The following is a 26,329-nucleotide window of genomic DNA, read 5'->3' on the forward strand; positions in this document are numbered from 1 at the left end:
ATGACAGCCCGTTCCGTGGTGTTGTCGGTACTCCTGGGTGCCCACCCCGCCTCGGCCACCGCGGCCGAATTGATCCGTCTCACCGCAGATTTCGAGATCAAGGAGACCGCTCTGCGGGTGGCGTTGACCCGGCTGGTCGCCGCCGGGGACCTGGTCCGCTCGGCCAGCGGCTACGGGCTCTCCGAGCGGCTACTGGCACGTCAGCGCCGGCAGGATGCCGCACTGAACCCGCAGGCCCGGCACTGGGGTGGCGCGTGGCTGGCCGTGGTGATCACCAGCATCGGCTGCGATGCGCGTACCCGGGCGGCGTTGCGCGCGGGCCTGTCCGAGCGGCGCTTCGCCGAACTGCGTGAGGGGTTCTGGATGCGCCCGGACAACATCGACGTCGAGTTGGGCCCCGACCTGAGCGCCCACACCCGCCTGCTCACCGCGCGCGACGAGCGGCCCGCCGAACTGGCGGCCAAGCTGTGGGATCTGGACGAATGGTCGCGGGTCGGCCACGAATTGCTCACCGCCATGGCCGACGCCGAGGACGTGCCGGGCCGGTTCATGGTCGCCGCGGCGATGGTCCGCCACCTGCGCCGCGATCCGGTGCTGCCCCCCGAATTGTTGCCCGCGGACTGGCCGGGTTCCCAGATCCGCCGCCGGTACGGGGAATTCGCCGACGAACTGACCTCGCGTCGCGATTCGGCCCGGCCGCTGGTGGCGACGTGACCGACGCGGTACGGGTGGAGCGCAGCGGTCCGGTCACCACGGTGATCCTGGACCGCCCGCACGCCCGCAACGCCGTCGACGGCCCCACCGCCGCCGCACTGTACCGCGCCTTCGATGAATTCGACCGCGACGATTCGGCATCGGTGGCGGTGCTGTGGGGAGATCACGGAACCTTCTGCGCGGGAGCAGATCTCAAAGCGCTCGGTACGCCGAATGCCAATCAGACGCACCGCAGCGGGCCGGGGCCGATGGGGCCGACGCGAATGATGTTGTCCAAGCCCGTGATCGCCGCGGTGAGCGGGTACGCGGTGGCCGGCGGACTGGAGTTGGCGCTCTGGTGCGACATGCGGGTGGTCGAGTCCGATGCGGTGTTCGGCGTGTTCTGCCGGCGCTGGGGCGTGCCGCTCATCGACGGCGGCACGGTGCGATTGCCCCGGCTGATCGGCCAGAGCCGCGCCATGGACATGATCCTCACCGGTCGGCCGGTGGATGCCGCCGAGGCGCAGGCGATCGGGCTGGCCAACCGGGTGGTGCCCACCGGGCAGGCCCGCGCGGCGGCCGAGCAACTGGCCGGTGAGCTCGCCGAACTGCCCCAGGGCTGTCTGCGCGCCGACCGGCTGTCGGCCCTGCGGCAATGGGGGATGAGCGAATCGCAGGCGATGGACCAGGAATTCAAGAGCATCGAACAGGTGTCGCACGAGGCGTTGAGCGGTGCCCGCCGATTCTCCGCCGGGGCCGGCCGACACGGTGCCAAAGCCTGAGCGGTAACGCCCGGGGCCGCCGGACCGGCGCGCTCAGCGCTTGTCGACGACGGTGTTGCTCGACCCGCGATCGTCGACCGTCGGGTCACCGCCACGGTAGGTGACCGAGTTGTGAAAACCGGTGAGGGTCAACTTCTTGGCGATGTGGTCCACGGTGATCCGGTTATCGGCGCCCATCACGCTCACCGCCTCGCAGCGGCCCCGCACCGTCAACGTGTTGTTCGAGCCGGCCACATCCAGCGACTTGCCGTCGGCGCAGTCCACCGCGGCGGTGGTGCCGAACGATTCGTAGCTGATGGTGTTGGCGAATCGCCCGTCGTAGTTCTTCGACAGCCGCGCAGATCGGTGCGGTGCCTCCGATTGGCAGCCGACGGCGACGATCGCCAGCAATGCCAGGCCGGCGGCCGAGAACGAGCGGAGGCTCAGGCGGTGACCGCGGCTCACGCCGGTACGCGTTGGAGCCGGTTGGTCATCCCCAGCTCGCGCCCGCGGTCGAACAGCAACGGGTCACCGTTGTGGTAGTAGACGGTGGTGTCGTTGCCGTAGACGGTGACGTCGTTGAGGATGGTCTCGGCGATCACGGTGTTCTGCGAACCCTGGGTGGTCACCGCCCAGCAGGTGCCCATCGCGTGCACGGTCAGGTTCACCCCGTTGATGAACAGCGTCCCGCCGTCGCAGTCCAGCGTGTGCGTCTCGTGGACCCCGTAGATGTGGATGTCACCGGGAACGGCCCCCGCGCTCGCGGCGCTCCCCAGTGAACCGGCGGCAAAGCCCACCAGCACGGCAGCCAACGCGGTCCATTTCATCTGCGGGCCCCTCTCGCGGACGTGATTTCGGCAAAGCTTACGTCGCGCCCGCTGGCGCGTACCCGGGTTCCCCCACTAATCGGTCGATTAGAGTTCTTTGCTGACCTCACGATCCGGCCCGAACCACTTGAGGAAGGCGTAAGCCATGTCAGCTCGACCAGACCCGCCTGCCGCGGGCGGTCGCTCGCGCGCCAACGGCAGATCCGGTGCGCGCCAGGTCAAGCTGAGCCGCGACGGAATCGTCAACGCCGCACTGAACTTCCTGGATCGCGAGGGCTGGGACGCCCTGACCATCAACGCGTTGGCCACTCAACTGGGCACCAAGGGGCCGTCGCTGTACAACCACGTGCACAGCCTCAGCGATCTGCGTCGCGCCATGCGGATGCGGGTGATCGAGGACATCCTGGAGATGCTCACCCAAGTCGGCCAGGGGCGCGAACGCGACGACGCCGTGTTGGCCATGGCCGGCGCCTACCGCAGTTATGCCCACCACCATCCGGGTCGCTATTCGGCGTTCACCCGGATGCCGCTGGGTGGCGACGATCCGGAGTACACCGCGGCGGCGACCCGCGCCGCCGCACCGGTCATGGAGGTCCTGGGGTCCTACGGACTCGAAGGTGAGCGGGCGTTTCACGCGGCCCTGGAGTTCTGGGCGGCCATGCACGGATTCGTCCTGCTGGAGATGACCGGTGTGATGGACGACGTGGATACCGACTCGGTATTCAGCGACATGGTGCGCAGGCTGGCGTCGGCGATGGACAGTCGCACCGGGTAGTCGCTCGGCGGCGATGCGCGGGGTGATGACGGGCGTGGAAGTGGCCGCGTCGTCGCGCTTTGACCTGCCGGAGTCCGGGCGGGTATTGTGGTAGCTCGTGCCTGGCCACCGAGGCGCGTTTGGTGACATAACGCGCGCGCCTGGCCTAATTCGCGTGTCCATTATGCAGCGGAGAAATCCGAAGCGGTGCATGCGACACGCCCGACCGCGGGGTAAGCGGTGGGGCGCAGAGCAGGTTTTACGAGAGTTTTGAACAGCGATACAGGAAGCCGGTAGATGCCAACCATTCAGCAGCTGGTCCGCAAGGGTCGCCGCGACAAGGTCGCCAAGGTTAAGACCGCGGCCCTCAAGGGCAGCCCGCAGCGTCGGGGCGTGTGCACCCGCGTGTACACCACCACTCCGAAGAAGCCGAACTCGGCGCTTCGCAAGGTGGCCCGCGTCAAGCTGACCAGCCAGGTGGAGGTGACCGCCTACATCCCGGGTGAGGGTCACAACCTGCAGGAGCACTCGATGGTGCTGGTGCGTGGCGGCCGTGTGAAGGACCTGCCCGGTGTGCGCTACAAGATCATCCGCGGCTCGCTGGACACCCAGGGAGTCAAGAACCGCAAGCAGGCCCGCAGCCGCTACGGCGCCAAGAAGGAGAAGAGCTAATGCCGCGCAAGGGCCCCGCACCCAAGCGTCCGCTGGTCAACGACCCGGTCTACGGATCGCAGCTGGTCACCCAGCTGGTCAACAAGGTGCTGCTGGACGGTAAGAAGTCGCTGGCCGAGCGCATCGTCTACGGCGCCCTGGAGCAGGCCCGCGAGAAGACCGGCACCGACCCCGTCGTGACGCTCAAGCGCGCCATGGACAACGTCAAGCCGGCCCTCGAGGTCCGCAGCCGCCGCGTCGGTGGTGCCACCTACCAGGTGCCGGTCGAGGTGCGCGCCGAGCGCTCCACCACGCTGGCGCTGCGCTGGCTCGTGAGCTTCTCGCGGGCCCGCCGGGAGAAGACCATGATCGAGCGCCTGGCCAACGAGATCCTGGACGCCAGCAACGGTCTGGGTGCCGCCGTGAAGCGGCGCGAAGACACCCACAAGATGGCCGAGGCCAACCGGGCGTTCGCGCACTACCGCTGGTGATCCCGCCCGGCGAATCTGCCGGGTACCCAGCGACAACCAGCAATTGAAGTAACGACTAAGAGTGGGAAGACTGCTGTGGCACAGGATGTGCTAACCGACCTGAACAAGGTCCGCAACATCGGCATCATGGCGCACATCGATGCCGGTAAGACCACGACGACCGAGCGCATCCTGTTCTACACCGGCGTCAACTACAAGCTCGGTGAGACGCACGACGGTGCGTCCACCACCGACTGGATGGAGCAGGAGCAGGAGCGCGGCATCACCATCACCTCCGCCGCGGTGACCTGTTTCTGGAACCAGAACCAGATCAACATCATCGACACCCCGGGTCACGTCGACTTCACCGTCGAGGTGGAGCGCTCGCTGCGGGTGCTCGACGGTGCGGTCGCCGTCTTCGACGGCAAAGAGGGCGTGGAGCCGCAGTCCGAGCAGGTGTGGCGGCAGGCCGACAAGTACGACGTGCCCCGGATCTGCTTCGTCAACAAGATGGACAAGCTCGGTGCGGACTTCTACTTCACCGTGCGCACCATCGAGGAGCGTCTCGGTGCGCGTCCGCTGGTGATCCAGCTGCCGATCGGTGCCGAGAACGACTTCGAGGGCATCGTCGACCTGGTCGAGATGAACGCCAAGGTGTGGCGCGGCGACACCAAGCTCGGTGAGTCCTACGAGACCATCGAGATCCCGGCCGACCTGGCCGACAAGGCCGCCGAATACCGGACCGCGCTGCTGGAGACCGTCGCCGAGACCGACGAGGCACTGCTGGAGAAGTACCTCGGCGGTGAGGAGCTCTCGGTCGAGGAGATCAAGGGCGGCATCCGCAAGCTGACGGTCACCTCCGAGCTGTACCCGGTGCTGTGCGGCAGCGCGTTCAAGAACAAGGGTGTCCAGCCGATGCTGGACGCGGTGATCGACTACCTGCCGTCGCCGCTGGACGTCGAGTCCGTGCAGGGCCACGTGCCCGGCAAGGAAGACGAGATCATCAGCCGCAAGCCCAGCATCGACGAGCCGTTCTCGGCGCTGGCGTTCAAGATCGCGGTGCACCCGTTCTTCGGCAAGCTGACCTACGTCCGGGTGTACTCGGGCAAGGTCGACTCCGGTGCGCAGGTGGTCAACTCGACCAAGGGCAAGAAGGAGCGGCTGGGCAAGCTGTTCCAGATGCACTCCAACAAGGAGAACCCGGTCGACACGGTCTCCGCCGGCCACATCTATGCGGTGATCGGCCTGAAGGACACCACCACCGGTGACACGCTCTGCGACCCGAACAAGCAGATCGTGCTGGAGTCGATGACGTTCCCGGCGCCGGTCATCGAGGTGGCCATCGAGCCCAAGACCAAGAGCGACCAGGAGAAGCTGGGCCTGGCCATCCAGAAGCTGGCCGAAGAGGACCCGACCTTCAAGGTTCACCTCGACCAGGAGACCGGCCAGACCGTGATCGGCGGCATGGGCGAGCTGCACCTGGACATCCTGGTGGACCGCATGCGCCGCGAGTTCAAGGTCGAGGCCAACGTCGGCAAGCCGCAGGTGGCCTACAAGGAGACCATCCGCAAGAAGGTCGAGAAGGTCGAGTACACCCACAAGAAGCAGACGGGTGGCTCGGGCCAGTTCGCCAAGGTCCTCATCGACGTCGAGCCGTTCACCGGTGAAGACGGAGCGACCTACGAGTTCGAGAACAAGGTCACCGGTGGCCGCGTCCCCCGCGAGTACATCCCCGCGGTCGACGCCGGCGCCCAGGACGCCATGCAGTACGGCGTGCTGGCCGGCTACCCGCTGGTCAATATCAAGGTCACCCTGACCGATGGTCAGTACCACGACGTCGACTCCTCCGAGATGGCGTTCAAGGTTGCCGGATCGCAGGCGCTGAAGAAGGCCGCCGCGGCCGCTCAGCCGGTGATCCTGGAACCGATCATGGCCGTCGAGGTCACCACGCCCGAGGACTACATGGGCGACGTGATCGGCGACCTGAACTCCCGCCGTGGTCAGATCCAGGCCATGGAGGAGCGCAGCGGTGCGCGTGTCGTCAAGGCGCAGGTGCCGCTGTCGGAGATGTTCGGCTACGTCGGAGACCTGCGGTCGAAGACCCAGGGCCGGGCGAACTACTCCATGGTGTTCGACTCCTACGCCGAAGTGCCGGCGCAGGTGGCGAAGGAGATTATCGCGAAGGCAACGGGCGAGTAAGTAGCTTCGCGCCCGTGCCGCTACGGTGGCACAAACCAAAAAAGATCAATCCTGCTGTAACCCAGCACCAACAGTCCTAGGAGGACATAGAAGTGGCGAAGGCGAAGTTCGAGCGGACGAAGCCGCACGTCAACATCGGGACCATCGGTCACGTTGACCACGGCAAGACCACCACGACTGCAGCGATCACCAAGGTTCTGCACGACAAGTTCCCGGACCTGAACGAATCGCGTGCATTCGACCAGATCGACAACGCACCCGAAGAGCGTCAGCGCGGTATCACGATCAACATCTCCCACGTGGAGTACCAGACCGACAAGCGCCACTACGCGCACGTCGACGCCCCGGGTCACGCCGACTACATCAAGAACATGATCACCGGTGCGGCCCAGATGGACGGCGCCATCCTGGTGGTCGCCGCCACCGACGGCCCGATGCCGCAGACCCGCGAGCACGTGCTGCTGGCCCGTCAGGTCGGCGTCCCCTACATCCTGGTGGCGCTGAACAAGGCCGACATGGTCGACGACGAGGAGCTCCTCGAGCTCGTCGAGATGGAGGTCCGGGAGCTGCTGGCTTCGCAGGACTTCGACGAGGACGCCCCGGTCATCCCGATCTCGGCGCTCAAGGCGCTCGAGGGTGACCCGAAGTGGGTCAAGTCCGTCGAGGACCTGATGCAGGCCGTCGACGACTCCATCCCGGACCCGGTGCGTGAGACCGACAAGCCGTTCCTGATGCCGGTCGAGGACGTGTTCACCATCACCGGTCGTGGCACCGTGGTGACCGGTCGTATCGAGCGTGGCGTGATCAACGTCAACGAAGAGGTCGAGATCGTCGGCATCCGCCCGGAGACCACCAAGACCACGGTCACCGGTGTCGAGATGTTCCGCAAGCTGCTCGACCAGGGCCAGGCCGGTGACAACGTCGGTCTGCTGATCCGCGGTATCAAGCGTGAGGACGTCGAGCGTGGCCAGGTTGTGGTCAAGCCCGGCACCACCACCCCGCACACCGAGTTCGAGGGCAGCGTCTACATCCTGTCCAAGGACGAGGGCGGCCGCCACACGCCGTTCTTCAACAACTACCGTCCGCAGTTCTACTTCCGCACCACCGACGTGACCGGTGTGGTGACCCTGCCGGAGGGTACCGAGATGGTGATGCCCGGTGACAACACCGAGATGAGCGTGAAGCTGATCCAGCCGATCGCCATGGACGAGGGTCTGCGGTTCGCCATCCGTGAGGGTGGTCGTACCGTCGGCGCCGGCCGCGTTACCAAGATCAACAAGTAGGTCAAGCTTTACCCAAAAGCCCCCGGCGCCTGGTGCGTCGGGGGCTTTTTGCGTGCGCCGGACCGGCCACCTAGAACACGTTCCAAATCCAACTGCTAGCCTCGTCGGGTGAGCGAGAGTCAGAATCACAATCTGCAGGGCAAGGTGGCATTCGTCACGGGTGCGGCGCGCGGCCAGGGCCGTTCGCATGCCATCCGATTGGCGGCTGCCGGTTGCGACATCATCGCCGCCGACATCTGCGCTCCGGCGTCGGATTGCATCACCTATCCGGCCGCGACCCCCGAGGAATTCGCCGAAATGGTGGCCGGTGTCGAGGCGCACGGCCGCAAGGTGCTTGCCCGGCCGGTCGACGTCCGCGACGACGCGGCGTTGCGCCAACTGGTCGACGACGGCGTCGAGCAGTTCGGCCGCCTCGATGTGGTGGTGGCCAACGCCGGCGTGCTGAGCTGGGGCCGGCTCTGGGAGCTCACCGACGAGCAGTGGAACACCGTCATCGACGTGAACCTGACCGGTACCTGGCGCACCATCCGGGCGGCGGTGCCGCACATGATCGAGGCCGGCAACGGCGGGTCGATCGTGATCGTCAGCTCCTCGGCCGGCCTGAAGGCCACCCCCGGCAACGGGCACTACGCGGCCAGCAAGCACGGCCTGGTGGGCCTGACCAACACGCTGGCGCTGGAGGTCGGTGCGCACGGCATCCGGGTCAACTCGATCCACCCATACTCGGTGGACACCCCGATGATCGAGCCGCACCTGATGGCCCAGATCTTCACCGAGCGGCCGGATTACATCAATTCCTTCCCCCCGATGCCGCTGCACCCGCAGAACTTCATGACCACTGACCAGGTCTCCGACGTCGTGGTTTGGTTGGCGGGTGCGGGTTCTGGAATCCTGACGGGAGTCCAGATCCAGGTCGACAAGGGCGCGCTCAAGTACTGATCGCCCCCGGCCGGAAGAAATCAGGGGGATCGTGGTGCCCGACAAGGGGATCGTCATTGTCGGCGGCGGCCTGGCGGCTGTGCGCACGGCGGAGGAATTGCGGCGCGAAGAGTACTCGGGACCGATCACGATCGTCTCCGACGAGACCCGCCCGCCCTATGACCGGCCGCCGCTGACCAAAGAGGTGCTGCGCGGCGAGCGGGACGAGACCACGCTGGAGCCGCCGGAGTTCTACGCCGAGCACGACATCACCCTGCGGCTGGGTTGCGGCGCCCGCGGCGTCGACACCGCGGCGCAGACCGTGACGCTGGCCGACGGCACCGTGCTCGGCTACGACCATCTGGTGATCGCCACCGGCCTGGTGCCGCGACGCATCCCCAGCTTCGGCGACCTCGACGGCATCCGGGTGGTGCGGTCCTTCGACGACAGCCTGGCGCTGCGCGCCGACGCCGCCGCGGCGGGCCGCGCGGTGGTGATCGGCGCCGGCTTCATCGGCTGCGAGGCGGCCGCCAGCCTGCGCAAGCTGGGCGTGGAGGTGGTGCTGGTCGAACCGCAGCCGACCCCGCTGGCGTCGGTGCTGGGCGAGCAGATCGGCGAGCTGGTGGCCCGGCTGCACCGGGCCAACGGTGTCGACGTCCGCAGTGGAATCGGCGTCGCCGAGGTCCGCGGCAGCGGGCGGGTGGAGACCGTGGTGCTCTCCGACGGCACCGAACTGGCCGCCGATCTGGTGGTGCTCGGCGTCGGCTCGCGGCCGGCCACCGAATGGCTGGACGGCTGCGGCATCGACCTGGACAACGGGGTGCTGTGCGACGCCGCCGGGCGCACCAGTGCGGCCAACGTGTGGTCGGTCGGTGACGTGGCGTTCTGGCGCGGTCGCGACGGGCACCAGGTGCGCGTCGAGCACTGGAGCAACGTCGTCACGCAGGTGCGGGTGATGGTCCCGACGTTGCTGGGCAAGGAGTCCCTGCACGACGTGGCGGTGCCGTCGTACTTCTGGAGCGACCAGTACGACGTGAAGATCCAATGCCTGGGCGAGCCGGAGCCCACCGACACCGTGCACCTCGTCGAGGACGACGGGCACAAGTTCCTGGCCTACTACGAGCGCAACGGGGCGTTGGCCGGTGTGGTCGGCGCGGGTCGCCCCGGCAAGGTGATGGGCGCGCGCGCCAAGATCATCGCCGGCGCCCCGATCGCCGAGGTCCTCGCCCCGTAGCCGTTCGTGCCGTGAGCGGGCGTGTCTGCTCAGCGACACGCCGCGTTCGGTGTACAACCACGCACGCTCGTCCCCGGTGAATCCGTCGAAACCTCTCGATCTCTACATGGAGAACGCTATTCTCCATTCAGAGATCGAAAGGTGCAGGCAATGGGTGAAGCGCACGGTCCCCGTCCCGACGAGGCCGCCCTGGGCCGCTGGCTCGACGCCAACGATGCCCCCGGCCACGGCGAACGGCCGGTCCTGGAGTCGTTGACCGGCGGCTCGCAGAACACCCTCTACCGGCTGCGCCGCGGCGACGCCACCATGGTGCTGCGGATGCCCGGGGCGCGGGCCGACGCCGCCCGCATCGACGGACTGCGCCGCGAGATCCGACTGGTGCGCGCACTGTCGGGCACCGACGTCCCGCACGCGCAGTTGATCGCCGCCGACGACACCGGCGAACTCCTCGGTGCACCGTTCTACGTGATGGCCGAGGTGCAGGGCTGGAACTCGACCGGCAACGCCTGGCCGGCGCCGTTCGACACCGACCTGCAGGCCCGCCGCGGCCTGGCCTTCGAACTCGTCGAGGGCGCCGCCCGGCTGGGCCGGGTGGACTGGCGGGCCCAGGGGCTGGAAGGATTCGGCCGCCCGGACGGATTCCACGAGCGGCAGGTCGACCGGTGGCTGGCCTTCCTGGACAGCTACAAGGTGCGCGAACTGCCCGGCCTGGACGACGCCGCGGACTGGCTGCGCCGCAACCGGCCGGCGCACTACACCCCGGGCATCATGCACGGCGACTACCAGTTCGCCAACGTCATGTACGGCCACGGCGCCCCGGCGAAACTGGTCGCGATCATCGACTGGGAGATGACCACCATCGGCGACCCCCTGCTGGACCTGGCCTGGGCGCTGCTGGGCTATGACGGCGAAAACCCGCGCACGCAAGGCTATTACGCCGACCTCAACGGCATGCCGACCCGCTCGGAGCTGCTGGAACGCTACGAGCAGGTCAGCGGGCTGTCCACGGAGAACATCGACTACTACCTGGTGCTGGCCAACTGGAAGCTCGGGATCGTGCTGGAGAAGACCTACGCCGCCTCGGTCACCGGCGATAAGGTCGACCCGAAGATCGCCGCCGCGATGGGTCCGATGATCCCGCAGTTGATCGCCGCGGCCGCCGATCTCGCGCGCTCGCTGCCCACGAAGGGGGCCTGAGATGGGTTACGCCGACACGCTGTTCGACCTGACCGACCGGGTGGTGCTGGTGACCGGCGGCAGTCGCGGCCTGGGCCGGGAGATGGCGTTCGCGGCCGCCCGGTGCGGCGCCGACGTACTGATCGCCAGCCGCAAACTCGAGGCCTGCCAGGCCACCGCCGCCGAGATCGAAGCCGAGACCGGACGCACCGCCATGCCCTACGCCGTGCACGTCGGCCGCTGGGACCAACTCGACGGCCTGGCCGAGGCGGCCTACCAGCGCTTCGGCCGGGTCGACGTGCTGGTCAACAACGCGGGCATGTCCCCGGTCTACGACAAGCAGACCGACGTCACCGAGAAGATGTTCGACGCCGTGGTCAACCTCAATCTCAAAGGGCCGTTTCGGTTGTCGGCGCTGATCGGGGAGCGGATGGTGGCCGCCGGGCGGGGCTCGATCATCAACGTCAGCACCCACGGCTCGATCCGCCCGCACCCGTCGTTCATCCCCTACGCCGCCTCCAAAGCCGGCCTGAACGTGATGACCGAAGCACTGGCGCAGGCATTCGGGCCGACGGTACGGGTCAACACCTTGATGCCGGGCCCGTTCCTGACCGACATTTCCAAGGCCTGGAACTTCACCGAAGCCGACAACCCGTTCGGCCAAGCCGACCTGCAGCGGGCCGGCAATCCCCCGGAGATCATCGGCGCCGCACTGTTTTTGATGTCGGACGCCTCCAGTTTCACCACCGGATCGATCGTGCGGGTCGACGGCGGAAGCGCCTAGCCCGGACCTGAAAGGAACACGACCATGGCATGGGACTTCTCCACCGAACCCGAATTCGAAGCCAAGCTCGACTGGATCCGGAACTTCGTCCGCGACGAGGTCGAACCGTTGGAGGTGCTGTTCCCCGGCTGCGAATTCCTGCCGCTCAACGACGAGCGCCGTCGCATCGTCGACCCGCTCAAACAGCAGGTCCGCGACCAGGGCCTGTGGGCACCGCACCTCGGCCCCGAATTGGGCGGCCAGGGATTCGGGGCGGTCAAGCTGACCCTGATCAACGAGATCCTGGGCCGCTCCACCTGGGCGTCGATCGTGTTCGGCACCCAGGCCCCCGACACCGGCAACGCCGAGATCCTGGCCCGCTTCGGCACCACCGAGCAGAAGGACACCTACCTGGCCGGGCTGCTGTCCGGGGAGATCTTCTCCTGCTTCTCGATGACCGAACCGCAGGGCGGATCCGACCCGCGGGTGTTCACCACCAAAGCCGTGCGCGACGGGGATGACTGGGTGATCACCGGGCGGAAGTACTTCTCCTCCAACGCCTCGGTCGCCTCGTTCTTCATCGTGGTGGCGATCACCGACCCGGACGTGCCGGTGCACCGCGGCGCGTCGACCTTCCTGATCCCGGCCGGCACCCCCGGCCTGGAGATCGAAGCCACCCATCACCTGGTGGGCTCGCACCCGCACGAGGCCGGTCATTCGCTGGTGCGCTACGACAATGTGCGGGTGCCGGCCGACGCCATCCTCGGCGAACCCGGGCAGGGCTTCCTGATCCTGCAGAGCCGGTTGGCGGGCGGGCGCCTGCATCACGCCATGCGCTCGATCGGGGTGGCCCAGCGGGCCATCGACATGATGGCCCGGCGCGCCAAAAGCCGTTTCACCCAGGGCAGTTCGCTGGCCGATAAGCAACTGGTGCAGGCCTTCATCGCCGACTCCTATGCCGAGCTGATCCCGTTCCGGCTCACCGTGCTGCACGCCGCATGGCTGATCGACTCCGGCGATGAGAAGGCCGCCCGCGCCGAGATCGGCGTCTGCAAGATCCTGGCATCACAGGTGCTCAAGTCGATCGGGATGCGCGCCATCCAGGTGCACGGCGCGATGGGCCTGACCGAACAGTTGCCGCTGACCAACGTGCTGCTCGGCGGGGTGGCGCTGGGCCTGGCCGACGGCCCCACCGAAGCCCACAAGGTGAACCTGGCCAAACTGCTGCTCAAGGACTACGAGGCCGAAGACCCGGAATGGCCCAGCGAGTTCATGGAGACCCGCATCGAAGCCGCCCGTGCCAAATACGGTGACCGACTCGACCGGATCCCCGCGCTGCCATGACCACCCGCGCCGCCGACGATGCAGAACGAAGTGATGAGGAGGAGGGGCGCCATTAACAGAGTCGCCGCCGCGGTGCACCGCGCGCTCGACGACCGGCAACGCGAAGCCACCGCCGAGGTGGAGCGCATCCTGGCCGCAGCCGTCACCGTGCTGCAGCGCAGCGCCCCCGAACCGCCCCGGGTGTCCGACATCGTCGCCGAGGCCGGCACCTCGAACAAGGCGTTCTACCGCTATTTCGCCGGCAAGGACGACGTGATCCTGGCGGTGATGGAGCGCGGCGTGGGGATCGTGGTGTCCTACCTGGAGCATCAGCTGTCCAAGGAGTCCACGCCACAGGACAAGGTCGCCCGCTGGATTCGCGGCGCGCTGGCACAGCTGTCCGAACCGCACCTGCTGAGCCTGAGCCGCGCCGCCAGCACCCAGCTGGCGGTCAGCGCCGACCGGCGACTGTCCGATGACGACATCCTGGCCCCGATGCGTGATCTGCTCACCGAACCGATCGCCGCGCTCGGCGGTGACGACCCCCGCCGGGATGCCGATCTGGTGTTCGGCGCTACGTTGACGGTCATGCGTGCCTACCTCAACACCGGCCGGCGGCCCCACCGCGCCGATGTGGATCACCTGGTGACGTTCTGCCTACGCGGGCTGGGGGCGGCCTGATGCGCGCCATCGTCTGCGAGCAGTACGGCCCGCCGGAGGACCTGGTCCTGAAAGAACTTCCGGACCCGACGCCGGCGCCGGGCACCCTGGTGGTGCGGGTGCGCGCGGCGGCGGTCAACTTTCCCGACGTGCTGTTGATCGACGGCAAGTACCAGCTGAAGATCCCGGCGCCGTTCACGCCGGGCAGCGAGTTGGCCGGTGACGTGATCGCGGTCGGGGACGGGGCGCCGTTTCAGGTCGGCGACCGGGTGGTCGGCACCTCGTTCGTCGGCGGCTTCGCCGAGCAGGCCCTGGTGCCCGCCGCGGCGGTCAACGCCATCCCCGACGGCATCGACTACGCCGCGGCCGCCGGTTTCGGCGTCACCTACCGCACCGCCTATCACGCGCTGCGTTCGGTCGCCCAGGTCCGCGCGGGCGACTGGGTGGTGGTGCTGGGCGCCGCCGGCGGCGTCGGGCTGGCCGCGGTCGACCTGGCGGTGGCGATGGGCGCGAAAGTCCTTGCCGCGGCCTCCAGTCCCGACAAGCTCGAGGTGTGCCGCGAACGCGGTGCGGCGGCGACGGTGGACTACGACCGCGAGGACCTCAAGACCCGGATCCGCGAGATCACCGGCGACGGTGCGCAGGCGGTGCTCGACCCGGTCGGCGGGACCTATGCCGAACCGGCACTGCGCAGCCTGGCCCGCGGCGGCCGGTTCATCACCCTGGGTTATGCCGCCGGCTCCATCCCGGCGATCCCGCTGAACCTGGTGATGCTCAAGGGCATCACCGTGCAGGGCATGGAGATCCGCACCTTCGCCGACGATTTCCCGGCCGAGAACGAACGCGACCTGGCCGAGCTGCAGCAACTGTTCGCCGACGGAACCGTCAGCCCCTACATCGGGGCGCGTTTCCCGCTCGCCGAGACCGCGGCGGCGCTGCGCTACGTCGCCGACCGCAAGGCCGTCGGCAAGGTCATCATCGACGTCTGACCCACACCAGGGTGTTGTCGCTGGTCACCCCGGCATCGGTGTTCCTCGCCGACAACGTCAGCCGGTCACCGTCGACCCGGGCCCGCCGCAGCTGAGGTGTCTTCAGCAGCTCCGGCAGGATCGACATGCTGACCCGGTGATGCACCGTTGCGGTGTCCTCGTCGACGTCGAACGGGCCGCCGTAGGCGATGTAGCCCGGCATCGGCGCGTCGGCGTCGCCGGTCAGCTGTGCCGACATGTACCCGTCGGCGGTGTAGAGGATCAGCCCGCGCGGGGCGGTGCCCAACGGGTGCGTCACCGCGCCCGTCGAGACGTCGCGGGACTCCATCGACACCAGCTCCCAGCCGCCCAGCAATGCCTCACGCAAGGTACCCATCAGGGCATGATGACCGTGCGTTGCACCGGCTCGGCGGCCGCCTGCCGGCTGCGCAGGCCGCGGTGCAGTGCGGAGAGCAGCACATCGCGGGTCTCCCGCGGATCGATGAGCTCATCGAAGCCGAGCTGGTGCGCGGAGTGATACGACGCCTGCAACTCGGTGTCGCGCAGCTTGGCCGCCAAGTCCTCCTCGGCGTGCGAAGCGGCGCTCAACGCGGCCGCACTCATCGCGCCCATCGTCGCACCCGGGTAGGCGAACGTGGCGACCTGCGAGTCGAATCCCAGCAGCGACATCACCATCGACCCGAAACCGTAGGCCTTGCGCAGCGTCAGGTGCAGCTTCAGCGTGGTCGCCGCGGTCTGCGCGGCGAACATCCGCGCCCCGGCCCGCAGCACCCCGGCCTGCTCGGAACGGCTACCGGGCAGCATGCCCGGGTTGTCGGCCAGGAACACGATCGGCAGGTGGAACGAATCGGCCACCGTGATGAAGTGCGCGGCCTTGTCGGCGGCGTCGGTGTCGATCGAACCGGCCAGCACCTGCGGCTGGTTGGCCACCACCGCCACCGGATGCCCACCCAGATGGGCCAGCGCGCAGATGATCGCCTTGCCGAACCGCGGCTGCACCTCGAACCAGTCCGGCCGGTCGAAGATCACGTCGAGCACCTGCCGCATGTCGTAGACCCGGCGGTTGTCGCGCGAGACGATGTCGAGCAGTTCCGGGGTGGGCCGGGACTCGCTGTCGTCGTCGCTGTCCAGCGCACTCGGATACGACCACGCACTGGACGGGAAATAAGACAGGTACCGGCGGATGTCGTCGAGCACCGCTGCGTCGTCGGCGCCGAAGTTGTGCACCACGCCGCTGGTCAGGGCGACCTCGGGGCCGCCCAGGTCCTCTTTGGAGATGGTCTCGCCGGTGGACTCTTTGACCACCGGCGGGCCCGCGGTGAAGATCGCGCCGTGCGGGCTCATGATCCGGAAATCGCAGACCGGGCCGACCAGTGCGCCGTGGCCGGCCGACGGGCCGAGCACCGCGGCGACGGTCGGCACCTTGCCGGAGCACTGCGCCTGCATCAGCAGGTCGGTCGGGGTGCGTCCGTAATGCTCACCGGTGGGCCGGAATCCGGCGCCCTCCAACAACATCACCATCGGGATCTTGTCGCGCAGGGCCAGCTCGGCGATCCGGTAGCGCTTGGCGTTGCCGCCGGGACCGATGCTGCCGGCCAGCGTGGTGAAGTCCTCGGCGCCCACCATCACCGGGTTGCCGTCGATCAGCCCCGAGCCGGTCACGATGCCGTCGGCGGCGATCTGCCCGCCGACCATGGTGCCCAGTTCGCGGAAGCTGCCCGGGTCCAGCAGGTGCGCGATCCGGGCGCGGGCGTCGAGCTTGCCCTTGGCGTGGTGTTTGGCGACCCGCTCGGGGCCGCCCATGGCCCACGTGTGCTGTCGCCGCTGGTTCAGATCCTCCAGCGTTTCCTGCCAGTCCCGGGCGTTCGTCATCTGCGGCGACCTCTTTCGTTGACCATACTGAAATTCTTACTGTAACGTCTCTCGGCATGGCTGGAGGCGGCTGCCCGGGATCGGTCCGGTGTGTCAGTTCCGTTGCGACGGTGGGTGCTCGGTGACTTCGGCAGGCCCGATCCCGCGGCATCCGCAGGACGTCACGCGCGAGTGGTTGAGTGCGGTGTTGAGCGCACGAGGTGGCCCGGTGCAGGTGGCCTCGGTCGACGTCGTTCCGGTCGGCACCGGCCAGACCGGAGCCACCTACCGGGTGGCGGCGCGCTACGCCGACAACCCCGACGGCCTGCCCGACAGCTTCGTGATCAAACTCCCTGCGGGCGACGACTCGGTCCGGGACCGGGTGGTGCTGGGGTACCGCAGTGAGTGTGCCTTCTACGCCACGGTCGCCGACGGGGTGAAGATTCCGATCCCGCAGTGCTTCCACTGCGAGATCACCGACGACGCAACTCAGTACGCGTTGTTGCTCTCCGATCAGGCGCCCGCGGTGCAGGGCGATCAGATCGCCGGCTGCGGCGAACGCCAGGCCCGGCTGGCGGCGACCGCCCTGGCCGGACTGCACGCACCCACCTGGTGCGACGAGCGGTGGCTGACGTTCTCCGGTCTGGCGATGACCCAGCTCGACGAGGCCGGCGCCAAGGGCATGGGCGACATCGCCCGGATGTGCGCCGAGCAGACCGTGCAGCGACTCGGCGCCCAACTCGGCGACGACGACTGCGCGACGCTGACCGCCGCCCTGGACGTCATCACCCCGTGGGTGTCGGCGCCGCTGGGCCGGTTCGCGCTGATCCACGGTGACTACCGGCTGGACAACATGCTGTTCAGCCCCGACGCCGACCGGATCTGGGTGGTGGACTGGCAGACCCTGGGCGTCGGGCTGGCGGCCCGGGACCTGGCCTTCTTCACCGGCACCAGCCTGGCCTCCGAGCTGCGCAAAGAGATCGAAGCCGACCTGGTCGCCGACTATCACAGCGCACTGCTGGGCCACGGTGTCACCGGATACGACCGGGAAACCTGTTGGCAGGACTACCGGTTCGGCATGCTGCAGGTGCCGTTGATCTGTGCGCTGGGCCTGGTGTTCGCCGCCGGCACCGATCGCGGCGATGACATGTTCGTCACGATGTTGCGGCGTGGTTGTCAGGCCATCCGGGATCTGGGCACGCTGGAGCTGGTCGGCGAACTGACCGGTTGAGATCCGGTGCGCACGCGCCGCGGAAGGAGAGGTCTGGGTCTTGATGGACGCGCAATCACAGGAGCAGGCCTCGCCGCGGCCGCCCGAAGGCGACTGGCTCGGGACGCCGTACCTGACGTTCAAGCGTGAGGGGCCGATCGCGGTCTGCACGCTCGATCGCCCCGAGGCCCGCAATGCGATGACGCCCGCGATGTACTTCGGCATCCGATACGCGGTGGGCCGGGTCAATCAGGATCCGGATCTGGCCGGGTTGCTGATCACCGGCACCGGCGACGTCTTCGCCCCCGGCGGCGACATGGGCGGCGGCGGCGCGGACAACTGGCTGACCTTCGGCGCCGCGCTGGGCATGGACGCCACCCCGTTCGAGACCCTGCGCACCTCGATCAAACCGGTGGTCTCCGCGGTCAACGGGCTGTGCCAGGGCGGCGGGCTGCAGATTGCGCTGTGCAGCGACATCGCCGTGGTCAGCGACCGCGCCACGTTCCGCGTTCCGGAGCTCTACCGCGGTATCGCCGACACCTACTACAGCCAGATGCTGGCGCGGGTGATCGGCCCGGTGCGGACCCGGGATCTGATGTTCACCGGCCGCACATTCGGGGCACAAGAAGCCCTCGAATGGGGCATGGTGGCACGGGTGGTCCCGCACGAAGAACTGGCCGACGCCGCCCGCGAGGTGCTGGCGCAGTGCTGCCGCACCGCACCGGACGCCCGCACGGTGGTGAAGTCGAGTCTGGACGCCTACCTGGGTCTGTTCGACCGGATCGGGATGAGCGCGAGCCTGGGCAAACCGGAGGCCGTCGAGGGGTTCCGCGCGTTCAAAGAGCGCAGGTCACCGGAGTGGGTGCACCCGGATCTGCGGATCGACGGCCGGTTGTGAGAACGGTTCGTCCCGATGCTTGCACCAGATGAGAATGGGTGTGCAAGAAAACTAGAATCAGGTATCGCAGAATCCACGAATCGGATAGGATTCGCAGGCACTGACTCGGGAGGAGCCTGCCGTTATGGCGATCAAGGAATTGATCCGCTGGTCTCCGCAAGCGGCGACCGCGCGACTGGCCGGCCCGATGGAGGCGGTCGGCGGACTCTTCTCGATGTCGGTGGACGCCGTCAAGTTCTTGTTCCAGCGCCCGTTTCAGGGCCGCGAGTTCATCGAGCAGTCCTGGTTCGTCGCCCGGGTCTCACTGGCGCCCACCCTGCTGGTGGCCATTCCCTTCACCGTGCTGGTCAGCTTCATCCTGAACATCCTGCTGCGTGAACTCGGCGCGGCCGACCTGTCCGGCGCCGGCGCGGCGTTCGGGGCGGTCACCCAGGTCGGCCCGATGGTGACCGTGCTGATCGTGGCCGGCGCCGGCGCCACCGCGATGTGCGCCGACCTGGGATCGCGCACCATCCGCGAAGAGATCGACGCGATGGAAGTCCTCGGCATCAACCCGATACAACGGCTGGTGACACCCCGGATGCTGGCCGCCGGACTGGTGGCGTTGCTGCTCAACAGCCTGGTGGTGATCATCGGCATCCTCGGTGGCTACGTCTTCTCCGTCTTCGTCCAAGACGTCAACCCCGGCGCGTTCGCCGCCGGGATCACCCTGTTGACCGGAGTGCCCGAGCTGATCATCTCCTGCATCAAGGCGGCCCTGTTCGGGCTGATCGCCGGCATGGTCGCCTGCTACCGGGGCCTGACGGTCTCCGGCGGCGGCGCCAAAGCCGTCGGCAACGCGGTCAACGAGACCGTGGTGTACGCGTTCATGGCGCTGTTCGTGGTCAACGTGGTGGTCACCGCGATCGGCATCAAGATGACGGCGCGCTGAGCCATGGCACTACGAGGACTGCAGGCGGTCTACCCGCGCGTCGCCCAAGAGATCCGGCGGCCGATCGCGGCGATGGGCCGCGTCGGCGACCACACCATCTTCTACGGCAAGGCGATCGCCACCACGCCGTTCGCGTTCGCCCACTACCGCCGCGAGGTCATCCGACTGATCGCCGAGATCAGCATGGGCACCGGAACCCTGGCGATGATCGGCGGCACCGTGGTGATCGTCGGCTTCTTGACCCTGGCCGCCGGCGGCACGCTGGCCGTGCAGGGCTACAGCTCGCTGGGCAACATCGGCATCGAGGCGCTGACCGGATTCCTGGCGGCATTCATCAACGTGCGCATCTCGGCCCCGGTGGTGGCCGGGATCGGCCTGGCGGCGACCTTCGGTGCCGGTGTCACCGCGCAGCTGGGCGCCATGCGGATCAACGAGGAGATCGACGCACTGGAGTCGATGGCCATCCGGCCGATCGCCTACCTGGTCAGCACCCGGATCGTGGCCGGGCTGGTCGCGATCGTGCCGCTGTACGCCATCGCGGTGATCCTGTCGTTCGTCGCGAGCCGGTTTACCACGGTCTTCCTGTTCGGGCAGTCCGCGGGCCTCTACGACCACTACTTCCGGACGTTCCTCAACCCCATCGATCTGCTGTGGTCGTTCCTGCAGGCGTTCCTGATGGCGATCACGATCCTGCTGATCCACACCTACTTCGGCTATTTCGCCGCCGGCGGGCCGGCCGGGGTGGGTGTCGCGGTGGGTAACGCGGTGCGGACCTCGCTGATCGTGGTGGTCTCGGTGACGCTGTTGGTCTCGCTGTCGGTGTACGGGGCCAGCGGAAACTTCAACCTCGCCGGGTAGTTCTGCGGATGCATCCGACCTGTTCTCGATAGTGGTATTGGCATTCTCATTTATTGCAAGTACCGTATCCATCGATGAGCGAGCCAGTGCAGACTTCCTCCGGGATCCCGCTGAAAGCGGTGTACGGACCCGACGACCGGCGTGAAGAGCCGCCGGCGCCCGGCGAGTACCCGTTCACCCGCGGCAACTTCGCCTCCGGCTACCGCGGCCGGTTGTGGACGTTTCGGCAGTACTCCGGCTTCGGCACCGCCGAGGAGTCCAACCGGCGCTACCAGTACCTGCTGAGTCAGGGCGGCACCGGCCTGTCGGTGGCCCTGGACCTGCCCACCCAGTGCGGCTACGACTCCGACGACCCCGAGGTGGGCGAGGAGGTCGGCCGGGTCGGGGTGGCCATCGACACGCTCGCCGACGCCGAGATCCTGTTCGACAAGATCCCGCTGGACAAGATCAGCACCAGCTTCACCATCAACGGCACCGCCGCCATCCTGCTGGCCTTCTACGTGGCCGCCGCCGAGCGCGCCGGCGTATCGCGGGACAAGCTCACCGGCACCATCCAGAACGACATCCTCAAGGAGTACGCCTCCCGCGGCACCTGGATCTGGCCGCCGGAGCCGTCGCTGCGACTGATCGCCGACACCATCGAGTTCTGCGCCGCCGAAGTGCCCCGGTTCAACGCGATCTCGGTGGCCGGCGCGCACTTCCGCGACGCCGGCGCCAACGCCGTGCAGGAGATGGCCTTCACCCTCGCCGACGGCGTCACCTACTGCGACACCGTGGTGGAACGCGGCCGGATGAGCATCGAGAAGTTCGCCCCGCAGGTCTCGTTCTTCTTCTACACCCACGGCGACTTCTTCGAAGAGGTCGCCAAGTACCGGGCCGGCCGACGCCGCTGGGCCACCATCGTGCGGGAACGCTACGGCGCCTCCAGCGACAAGGCGTCGATGTTCCGGTTCGGCTGCGTGGCCGGCGGTGCGTCGCTGTTCGCCCCGCAGGCCCAGAACAACCTGGTGCGGGTCGCCTACGAGTCGATGGCCGCGGTGCTCGGCGGGGTGCAGTCGATGTTCACCGCCGCCTGGGACGAGCCGTTCGCCCTGCCCAGCGAGGAATCCGCGACGCTGGCACTGCGCACCCAGCAGATCCTGGCCTACGAGACCGGGGTGACCCGGGTGGCCGACCCGCTCGGCGGGTCCTACTTCGTCGAGGCGCTCACCGACGCCACCGAAGAACGCATCATCGAGATCATGACCGACCTGGAGAACCACGGCGGCATGGTGCGCGCCATCGAGGACGGCTACCTGCAGGGCCTGATCGCCGACGAGGCGTTCAAGATCCACCACGAGATCGAGTCCGGCGAGCGCCCGATCGTCGGCGTCAACAAGTTCACCTCCGACGAACCGGCCCCGGAGATCGCCACCTACGAACTCGACGCCGAAGGCCGCGACACCCAGCTCAAGCGGCTGGCCCGGGTCAAGGCCGAACGCAACGCCGACGACGTCGCCGCCACGCTGGCGGCACTGTCGCGCGCCGCCGAGGGCGACGCCAACCTCATGCATCCCCTGATCGACTGCGCCAACGCCTACTGCACGGTGGGTGAGATGGTCACGGCGCTGAAGAACGTCTGGGGCGAGTTCCAGCAACCGGTGGTGTACTGATGACTGCTTCTGTTAGCCCGGCCCGTGTCCTGGTGGCCAAGCCCGGCCTGGACGGCCACGATCGCGGCGCCAAGATCGTCGCCCGCACCCTGCGTGACGCCGGCTTCGAGGTCATCTACACCGGCATCCGCCAACGCGTCGAGGACATCGTCTCCACCGCCCTGCAGGAAGACGTCGCCGTGGTGGGGCTGAGCATCCTGTCCGGCGCGCACGTCGCACTGACCCGGCGCATCGTCGAGGCGCTGCGTGCCGCCGACGGCGGCGACATCGCGGTGGTGGTCGGCGGCACCATCCCGCAGGGCGACGTCCCCAAACTTCTGGAAGCCGGTGCGGCGGCGGTCTTTCCGACCGGTACGCCGCTGGAGGATCTGGTGACCGGGGTTCGTCAGGCGATCGAGAAAGCGGAGGCGGTCTAGTGCGGCTTGGAGTGATGATCGGTGCCGAGCGCGGCGACATGGCGCGCAAGGTCAAGAAGCTGATCTCCGACATCGAGTGGGCCGATTCCGCGGGGCTGGCCACCGCGTGGATGCCGCAGGTGCCCGACGACTTCGACCTGCTGAGCATGGTCGCGCTGATGGCGTCGCACAGCACCCGGATCGAACTCGGCACCGCGGTGGTTCCGCTGCAGGCCCAGCATCCGATCGCTCTTGCCCGCCAGGCACTTTCGGTGCACGCCATCTCCGGTGGCCGACTGGCGCTGGGCGTCGGGCCGTCGCACCACTGGATCATCCGGGACATGCTCGGGCTGCCCTACGACAAGCCGGCCTCCTACACCCGCGACTATCTCGAGGTGCTCAACGCGGCGCTGGCCGGTCCGGGACCGGTGGACGTGGAGAACGACCACTTCACCGTGCACAACCCGACCGCGCTGGGCGCCGACACCAAGATGCCGGTGCTGGTGGCCGCGCTCGGCCCGGTGATGCTGCAGATCGCCGGCGAGCACGCCGACGGCACCTCGCTGTGGATGGCCGATGAGAAGGCGATCGGCGAGCACATCGCGCCCAAGATCAACAAGGCCGCCGCCGAGGCGGGCAAGCCCGCACCGCGGATCGTGGCCGGCATTCCGGTCACGCTGTGCGCCAACTCCGAGATCGAGGCCGCGAAGGACCGCGCCAACCGCATCCTGGCCGAGGCCGAGACCTCGCCGAACTACCAGCGACTGCTGGACCGCGGGTCGGCCCGCGATGTCGGCGACCTGTGCGCGGCCGGCGACGAGGAGTCGATCCTCAAGCGGTTCAAGCAGTTCGCCGACGCCGGGGTGACCGACCTGTCGGTGCGGCTGCTGCCGATCGGGGATACCCGCGACGAGCTGATCGCCTCGAAGTACCGCACCCGCGAGGTGATCGCCGAACTCGCCAAGGCGGTCTAGGTGAGCGGACCGCTCGCCGGGATCCGCATCCTCGAAGTCGGGGTGATGCTGGCCGGCCCGTACGCCACCATGCTGCTGGCCGACCTCGGCGCGGAGGTCATCAAGATCGAACCGCCCGGTGGCGAGATCTCCCGGCAGGTGGGGCCGAGCTATTTCGCCAGCCTCAACCGCAACAAGAAGAGCATCCGGCTGGATCTGACGTCTGCGGACGGCCAGGCGCGGCTGGGGGAGCTGGTCGCGGAATCCCATGCGCTGCTGGTGAACATGAAACCGTCGGTGATCCGCCGGCTCGGTCTCACCTATGACGCGCTGAAGCGGCACAACGAGAAGATCGTCTGTGTCGCGTTGACCGGATTCGGTCTCGACGGTGGCGACGAACCGGCCTTCGACTACGTGATCCAGGCCGCCACCGGGATCGCGGCCATGACCGGGGATCCGGACGGCCCGCCGACGCTGCCGGGGTATTCCTCGGCGGACAACTCCACCGGGCTGACCGCGGCGCTGGGGTTGCTGGCGCAGATCGTCAGCGGCCGCGGCGGGCAGGTGGAGGTGTCACTTCTGGATGTGATGCTCTCGCAGCTCAACTATCGGGCGTCGGCGTATCTCAACGACGGTGTGGAGCCGCAGCGCTACCCCAACGGGGCGCACTCCTATTACGTTCCCGCGCAGCTCTTCCCGACCTCCCAAGGCTATCTGGCGTTGTTCGTCACCCATGACGGGTTCTGGAAGGCCTTCGCCGGTGAGGCCGGCATCTCCGGCTTCGAGACGATGGCGCAGCGCGCTGAGCGACGTGACGAGGTGCTCGAGGTGGTGACCGCCGCGCTGGCATCTGACACCGCGGCAGGCTGGGAACGACGGCTGCGGCCGCTGGGTATTCCGGCTGCCGCGGTGCGCACCCTGCCGGAAGCCTTGAAGGAACATCCCGAAATGGTCGTCACCGCAGGAGATTTCCGGTTGGTGGGCAGCGCGATCCGGGTCGCGGGGTATGAGCCGGTGTATGAGCCGCCGCCGGAGTTGGACGACTGAGGGCTTCCGTCAGACGTGCACGTTGCGGTTCACGGGCCGCATTCGTCGCAGATGCCGGTGAGCGGTAACGCCATATAACAGGTGGGACAGGTTTTCGCTTCGCGTCGGACATCGTCAGATCGTTTGGCCCCGGTGCGCACCTGATTTGTCGGATGCAGCAGGTACCAGGTTCCCTTCCGCGAACTGGGGCCGCGGCCGGCGCCGCTACCGGCGAAGCGGATGACTTCATCCTCGGATAGAAAGCCATTCGTGTACCCGTAGTAGATGTGCAGATCGGGCAGGCCGTTTCGCCGTATGGCGCGCACGTACGGCTTGTCGCCACCGATCACCGCTTGATACTCAGATATCCCGGCGGCCGTGGTCACTCGCTCAATCAGATGGTGGTTCTCTACCGGAATCCGCGCCTTGCTCAGCGCTCCGACGAGGGAGTCGGCTTGGTCGTCTGTTGTGGTCATCGTTGTTCGAGGATAAGGCGGAACACCGAAAGTTCGATGGACTGCACGGACGCGGTCGGCGAGGACAGCCACTCATCCGCCGCGGATAGCCGCCGTCACTTCATCGGCTGTCATGTGCAGGCTGCGATTGCCGGCCACGTCATCGATCTGGATCGAAACCGCTATGCCGCTACGGTATTGGGTGCGCATGACATCGCGCACCCAATACCGTGACCGGTGGCTCAGACCGTGACGATGCTGGCCGACGCCGTACCCGGCGCGCCGTAGACCTGCGCGAAGCCCACCTTCGGGTTACCCGGGACCTGGCGCTCACCGGCCTCGCCGCGCAGCTGGCGCACCAGTTCGTGCAACTGCCGCAGGCCAGAGGCGCCGATCGGCTCGCCGTTGGCGATCAGCCCGCCGTCGGTGTTGATCGGAAGGCTGCCACCGATTTCGGTGGCCCCGTCGGCCAGCAGCTTCTCCTGGTCGCCGTCGGCGCAGAACCCGCACTCGGCCATGTGGATGACCTCGGCACCGGCGTCGGTGTCCTGCAACTGCGCCACGTCGACGTCCTCGGGCGAGATGCCGGCCTGCTCGAAGGCGGCGCGGGCGGCGTACACCGTCGGCGCCACATCCTCCTCGATCGGGGCGGAGGTGGCGTGCACCTCGTAGGCGCCGAAGCGGCGCGTGCGGATCTCGGTGGCCTTCAGATACACCGGCTTACCGGTGAAACGGTGCGCGATGTCGGCGCGGCACATGATCACCGCCGCGGCACCCTCGTCGGGCGCGCAGAACATGAACTGGGTCAACGGATAGTTCAGCGCGGGCGATTCGAGGATGGCGTCCTCCGACATCGGCTTGCGCCGGAATGCGTTGGGGTTCAACGCACCGTTGCGGAAGTTCTTTGCGGCGACCTTGGCCAGCGTGCGCTGCGAGATGCCGTGGTCGTGGATGTAGCGGTTGGCCTTCATCCCGAAGAACTTCGTGGTGACGAACTGGCCGTTCTCGGCGTACCAGGCCGGCAGCGCCAGCTTGGCCGGGTCGTCGGTGAACGCGCCGCGGGGGTGCTTGTCCATGCCGATCGCGATGCCGATCTCGTATTTGCCCGACCGGATGTTGTCCGCGCACACCTGGGTGGCGGTGGCCGCGGTGGCGCACGCGTTGAACACGTTGGTGAACGGGATGCCGGTGAGTCCGACCAGTCGCGTCACCGCGTCGGGGTTGGAGATCTCATAGCTGCCGCCGACCCCGAACTGGATGTCCTGCCACTGCGCCCCGGCGTCGGCCAGCGCCATCTGGATGGCCTCGGCGCCCATCTGCATCGCGGACTTGTCGAATCGGCCGAAGGGGTGCAGCCCGACGCCGATGATCGCCACATCGTTGTTCGCTACCGTCATGT

29 protein-coding genes are annotated in these 26,329 nt (G+C 67.8%); 23 read left to right on the forward strand and 6 right to left on the reverse strand.

Going from position 1 to position 26,329, the window contains the following annotated elements; translation table 11 throughout:
• Together RCP38_RS03210 and RCP38_RS03215 are read left to right on the forward strand one after the other, a co-directional pair.
• Positions 1-714: a PaaX family transcriptional regulator C-terminal domain-containing protein gene (locus tag RCP38_RS03210; RefSeq protein ID WP_308475581.1), complete on the forward strand. Its 714-nt coding sequence runs from the start codon at positions 1-3 to the stop codon at positions 712-714.
• Positions 711-1,475, forward strand: coding sequence for a crotonase/enoyl-CoA hydratase family protein (locus RCP38_RS03215; RefSeq protein ID WP_308475582.1), 765 nt, complete (start codon positions 711-713; stop codon positions 1,473-1,475). The genes RCP38_RS03210 and RCP38_RS03215 overlap by 4 nt, the downstream gene beginning before the upstream one ends.
• A gap of 33 nt (positions 1,476-1,508) precedes the next feature.
• Here the strand turns inward: RCP38_RS03215 and RCP38_RS03220 are convergent, their stop codons facing one another.
• Both RCP38_RS03220 and RCP38_RS03225 read right to left on the reverse strand, forming a co-directional pair.
• Positions 1,509-1,919, reverse strand: coding sequence for a DUF3060 domain-containing protein (locus RCP38_RS03220; protein WP_308475583.1), 411 nt, complete (start codon positions 1,917-1,919; stop codon positions 1,509-1,511).
• On the reverse strand, positions 1,916-2,281 hold the full coding sequence (locus RCP38_RS03225; RefSeq protein ID WP_308475584.1) for a DUF3060 domain-containing protein: 366 nt from the start codon (positions 2,279-2,281) through the stop codon (positions 1,916-1,918). The genes RCP38_RS03220 and RCP38_RS03225 overlap by 4 nt, the downstream gene beginning before the upstream one ends.
• A gap of 145 nt (positions 2,282-2,426) precedes the next feature.
• Here RCP38_RS03225 and RCP38_RS03230 point away from each other — a divergent pair, with 145 nt between their 5' ends.
• From RCP38_RS03230 to RCP38_RS03285, 12 genes are all read left to right on the forward strand, one after another.
• Positions 2,427-3,056 carry a TetR/AcrR family transcriptional regulator gene (locus tag RCP38_RS03230; protein WP_308475585.1) on the forward strand — a complete coding sequence of 210 codons (630 nt, stop codon included), beginning with the start codon at positions 2,427-2,429 and terminating at the stop codon, positions 3,054-3,056.
• Positions 3,057-3,332: 276 nt separating this feature from the next.
• Complete coding sequence (rpsL, locus tag RCP38_RS03235) at positions 3,333-3,707, forward strand: 30S ribosomal protein S12 (RefSeq protein WP_007767794.1); 375 nt, start codon at positions 3,333-3,335, stop codon at positions 3,705-3,707.
• The gene (gene rpsG / locus RCP38_RS03240; RefSeq protein WP_064997884.1) at positions 3,707-4,177 is read left to right on the forward strand and encodes a 30S ribosomal protein S7; all 471 of its coding nucleotides are present in this window, start codon (positions 3,707-3,709) and stop codon (positions 4,175-4,177) included. The genes rpsL and rpsG overlap by 1 nt, the downstream gene beginning before the upstream one ends.
• 75 nt (positions 4,178-4,252) lie before the next feature.
• Positions 4,253-6,355, forward strand: a complete 2,103-nt coding sequence (fusA, locus tag RCP38_RS03245; RefSeq protein ID WP_308475586.1) for an elongation factor G — start codon at positions 4,253-4,255, stop codon at positions 6,353-6,355.
• Between the two features lie 92 nt (positions 6,356-6,447).
• Positions 6,448-7,638: an elongation factor Tu gene (gene tuf, locus RCP38_RS03250; RefSeq protein ID WP_308475587.1), complete on the forward strand. Its 1,191-nt coding sequence runs from the start codon at positions 6,448-6,450 to the stop codon at positions 7,636-7,638.
• A 108-nt stretch (positions 7,639-7,746) separates the two neighbouring features.
• Positions 7,747-8,577, forward strand: coding sequence for a mycofactocin-coupled SDR family oxidoreductase (locus tag RCP38_RS03255; protein WP_308475588.1), 831 nt, complete (start codon positions 7,747-7,749; stop codon positions 8,575-8,577).
• Between the two features lie 31 nt (positions 8,578-8,608).
• Complete coding sequence (locus RCP38_RS03260; RefSeq protein WP_308475589.1) at positions 8,609-9,790, forward strand: NAD(P)/FAD-dependent oxidoreductase; 1,182 nt, start codon at positions 8,609-8,611, stop codon at positions 9,788-9,790.
• 150 nt (positions 9,791-9,940) lie between these two features.
• On the forward strand, positions 9,941-10,987 hold the full coding sequence (locus tag RCP38_RS03265) for a phosphotransferase family protein (protein WP_308475590.1): 1,047 nt from the start codon (positions 9,941-9,943) through the stop codon (positions 10,985-10,987).
• 1 nt (position 10,988) lies between these two features.
• The gene (locus RCP38_RS03270; RefSeq protein ID WP_308475591.1) at positions 10,989-11,750 is read left to right on the forward strand and encodes an SDR family NAD(P)-dependent oxidoreductase; all 762 of its coding nucleotides are present in this window, start codon (positions 10,989-10,991) and stop codon (positions 11,748-11,750) included.
• A gap of 24 nt (positions 11,751-11,774) precedes the next feature.
• The gene (locus RCP38_RS03275) at positions 11,775-13,073 is read left to right on the forward strand and encodes an acyl-CoA dehydrogenase family protein (RefSeq protein ID WP_308475592.1); all 1,299 of its coding nucleotides are present in this window, start codon (positions 11,775-11,777) and stop codon (positions 13,071-13,073) included.
• A gap of 33 nt (positions 13,074-13,106) precedes the next feature.
• Complete coding sequence (locus RCP38_RS03280; protein ID WP_308475593.1) at positions 13,107-13,733, forward strand: TetR/AcrR family transcriptional regulator; 627 nt, start codon at positions 13,107-13,109, stop codon at positions 13,731-13,733.
• Positions 13,733-14,701, forward strand: coding sequence for an NADPH:quinone oxidoreductase family protein (locus RCP38_RS03285; protein WP_308475594.1), 969 nt, complete (start codon positions 13,733-13,735; stop codon positions 14,699-14,701). Before RCP38_RS03280 ends, RCP38_RS03285 begins: the two co-directional genes overlap by 1 nt.
• Here the strand turns inward: RCP38_RS03285 and RCP38_RS03290 are convergent.
• Together RCP38_RS03290 and RCP38_RS03295 are read right to left on the reverse strand one after the other, a co-directional pair.
• Positions 14,688-15,077: a lipocalin-like domain-containing protein gene (locus RCP38_RS03290; protein ID WP_308475595.1), complete on the reverse strand. Its 390-nt coding sequence runs from the start codon at positions 15,075-15,077 to the stop codon at positions 14,688-14,690. The two genes, RCP38_RS03285 and RCP38_RS03290, sit on opposite strands and share 14 nt — an antisense overlap.
• A complete protein-coding gene (locus RCP38_RS03295; protein ID WP_308475596.1) occupies positions 15,077-16,573 on the reverse strand; it encodes an acyl-CoA carboxylase subunit beta in 1,497 nt (498 codons plus the stop codon). The genes RCP38_RS03290 and RCP38_RS03295 overlap by 1 nt, the downstream gene beginning before the upstream one ends.
• A 121-nt stretch (positions 16,574-16,694) precedes the next feature.
• Here RCP38_RS03295 and RCP38_RS03300 point away from each other — a divergent pair, with 121 nt between their 5' ends.
• From RCP38_RS03300 to RCP38_RS03335, 8 genes are all read left to right on the forward strand, one after another.
• Positions 16,695-17,783 carry a phosphotransferase family protein gene (locus RCP38_RS03300; RefSeq protein WP_308475597.1) on the forward strand — a complete coding sequence of 363 codons (1,089 nt, stop codon included), beginning with the start codon at positions 16,695-16,697 and terminating at the stop codon, positions 17,781-17,783.
• A 43-nt stretch (positions 17,784-17,826) separates the two neighbouring features.
• Entirely contained in the window at positions 17,827-18,660 is an 834-nt protein-coding gene (locus tag RCP38_RS03305) for an enoyl-CoA hydratase/isomerase family protein (RefSeq protein WP_308475598.1), read from the forward strand.
• A 124-nt stretch (positions 18,661-18,784) separates the two neighbouring features.
• Positions 18,785-19,591 (forward strand): MlaE family ABC transporter permease, encoded by an 807-nt coding sequence (locus tag RCP38_RS03310; protein WP_308475599.1) that lies wholly within the window; start codon positions 18,785-18,787, stop codon positions 19,589-19,591.
• A 3-nt stretch (positions 19,592-19,594) separates the two neighbouring features.
• Positions 19,595-20,449, forward strand: a complete 855-nt coding sequence (locus tag RCP38_RS03315; protein WP_308475600.1) for an MlaE family ABC transporter permease — start codon at positions 19,595-19,597, stop codon at positions 20,447-20,449.
• Positions 20,450-20,523: 74 nt separating this feature from the next.
• The gene (locus tag RCP38_RS03320; protein ID WP_308475601.1) at positions 20,524-22,101 is read left to right on the forward strand and encodes a methylmalonyl-CoA mutase family protein; all 1,578 of its coding nucleotides are present in this window, start codon (positions 20,524-20,526) and stop codon (positions 22,099-22,101) included.
• Positions 22,101-22,517: a cobalamin B12-binding domain-containing protein gene (locus RCP38_RS03325; RefSeq protein ID WP_308475602.1), complete on the forward strand. Its 417-nt coding sequence runs from the start codon at positions 22,101-22,103 to the stop codon at positions 22,515-22,517. The genes RCP38_RS03320 and RCP38_RS03325 overlap by 1 nt, the downstream gene beginning before the upstream one ends.
• On the forward strand, positions 22,517-23,470 hold the full coding sequence (locus tag RCP38_RS03330) for an LLM class F420-dependent oxidoreductase (protein WP_308475603.1): 954 nt from the start codon (positions 22,517-22,519) through the stop codon (positions 23,468-23,470). The genes RCP38_RS03325 and RCP38_RS03330 overlap by 1 nt, the downstream gene beginning before the upstream one ends.
• A complete protein-coding gene (locus RCP38_RS03335; protein WP_308475604.1) occupies positions 23,471-24,496 on the forward strand; it encodes a CaiB/BaiF CoA transferase family protein in 1,026 nt (341 codons plus the stop codon).
• A gap of 29 nt (positions 24,497-24,525) precedes the next feature.
• Here the strand turns inward: RCP38_RS03335 and RCP38_RS03340 are convergent, their stop codons facing one another.
• On the reverse strand, positions 24,526-24,951 hold the full coding sequence (locus RCP38_RS03340; protein WP_308475605.1) for a hypothetical protein: 426 nt from the start codon (positions 24,949-24,951) through the stop codon (positions 24,526-24,528).
• A 36-nt stretch (positions 24,952-24,987) separates the two neighbouring features.
• Here RCP38_RS03340 and RCP38_RS03345 point away from each other — a divergent pair, with 36 nt between their 5' ends.
• Complete coding sequence (locus RCP38_RS03345) at positions 24,988-25,164, forward strand: hypothetical protein (protein WP_308475606.1); 177 nt, start codon at positions 24,988-24,990, stop codon at positions 25,162-25,164.
• Positions 25,165-25,172: 8 nt separating this feature from the next.
• On the opposite strand, the gene RCP38_RS03350 is transcribed toward RCP38_RS03345, so the two are convergent.
• Positions 25,173-26,327 carry a thiolase family protein gene (locus RCP38_RS03350; RefSeq protein WP_308475607.1) on the reverse strand — a complete coding sequence of 385 codons (1,155 nt, stop codon included), beginning with the start codon at positions 26,325-26,327 and terminating at the stop codon, positions 25,173-25,175.
• Positions 26,328-26,329 lie beyond the last annotated feature (2 nt).

Origin of the sequence: Mycolicibacter sp. MU0083 (genome assembly GCF_963378075.1) — a bacterium.
Lineage (GTDB): Bacteria > Actinomycetota > Actinomycetes > Mycobacteriales > Mycobacteriaceae > Mycobacterium > Mycobacterium kokjensenii.

Coding starts and splice junctions, on each gene's coding strand:
- RCP38_RS03295 (WP_308475596.1), bottom strand. CDS start 16,573: ATGACGAACGCCCGGGACTGGCAGGAAACGCTGGAGGATCTGAACCAG.
- RCP38_RS03285 (WP_308475594.1), top strand. CDS start 13,733: ATGCGCGCCATCGTCTGCGAGCAGTACGGCCCGCCGGAGGACCTGGTC.
- RCP38_RS03230 (WP_308475585.1), top strand. CDS start 2,427: ATGTCAGCTCGACCAGACCCGCCTGCCGCGGGCGGTCGCTCGCGCGCC.
- RCP38_RS03350 (WP_308475607.1), bottom strand. CDS start 26,327: ATGACGGTAGCGAACAACGATGTGGCGATCATCGGCGTCGGGCTGCAC.
- RCP38_RS03275 (WP_308475592.1), top strand. CDS start 11,775: ATGGCATGGGACTTCTCCACCGAACCCGAATTCGAAGCCAAGCTCGAC.
- RCP38_RS03305 (WP_308475598.1), top strand. CDS start 17,827: ATGGACGCGCAATCACAGGAGCAGGCCTCGCCGCGGCCGCCCGAAGGC.
- rpsL (WP_007767794.1), top strand. CDS start 3,333: ATGCCAACCATTCAGCAGCTGGTCCGCAAGGGTCGCCGCGACAAGGTC.
- RCP38_RS03270 (WP_308475591.1), top strand. CDS start 10,989: ATGGGTTACGCCGACACGCTGTTCGACCTGACCGACCGGGTGGTGCTG.
- RCP38_RS03225 (WP_308475584.1), bottom strand. CDS start 2,281: ATGAAATGGACCGCGTTGGCTGCCGTGCTGGTGGGCTTTGCCGCCGGT.
- RCP38_RS03345 (WP_308475606.1), top strand. CDS start 24,988: ATGGACTGCACGGACGCGGTCGGCGAGGACAGCCACTCATCCGCCGCG.
- RCP38_RS03265 (WP_308475590.1), top strand. CDS start 9,941: ATGGGTGAAGCGCACGGTCCCCGTCCCGACGAGGCCGCCCTGGGCCGC.
- RCP38_RS03320 (WP_308475601.1), top strand. CDS start 20,524: ATGAGCGAGCCAGTGCAGACTTCCTCCGGGATCCCGCTGAAAGCGGTG.
- RCP38_RS03325 (WP_308475602.1), top strand. CDS start 22,101: ATGACTGCTTCTGTTAGCCCGGCCCGTGTCCTGGTGGCCAAGCCCGGC.
- RCP38_RS03340 (WP_308475605.1), bottom strand. CDS start 24,951: ATGACCACAACAGACGACCAAGCCGACTCCCTCGTCGGAGCGCTGAGC.
- RCP38_RS03310 (WP_308475599.1), top strand. CDS start 18,785: ATGGCGATCAAGGAATTGATCCGCTGGTCTCCGCAAGCGGCGACCGCG.
- RCP38_RS03290 (WP_308475595.1), bottom strand. CDS start 15,077: ATGGGTACCTTGCGTGAGGCATTGCTGGGCGGCTGGGAGCTGGTGTCG.
- RCP38_RS03280 (WP_308475593.1), top strand. CDS start 13,107: ATGAGGAGGAGGGGCGCCATTAACAGAGTCGCCGCCGCGGTGCACCGC.
- RCP38_RS03315 (WP_308475600.1), top strand. CDS start 19,595: ATGGCACTACGAGGACTGCAGGCGGTCTACCCGCGCGTCGCCCAAGAG.
- rpsG (WP_064997884.1), top strand. CDS start 3,707: ATGCCGCGCAAGGGCCCCGCACCCAAGCGTCCGCTGGTCAACGACCCG.
- RCP38_RS03210 (WP_308475581.1), top strand. CDS start 1: ATGACAGCCCGTTCCGTGGTGTTGTCGGTACTCCTGGGTGCCCACCCC.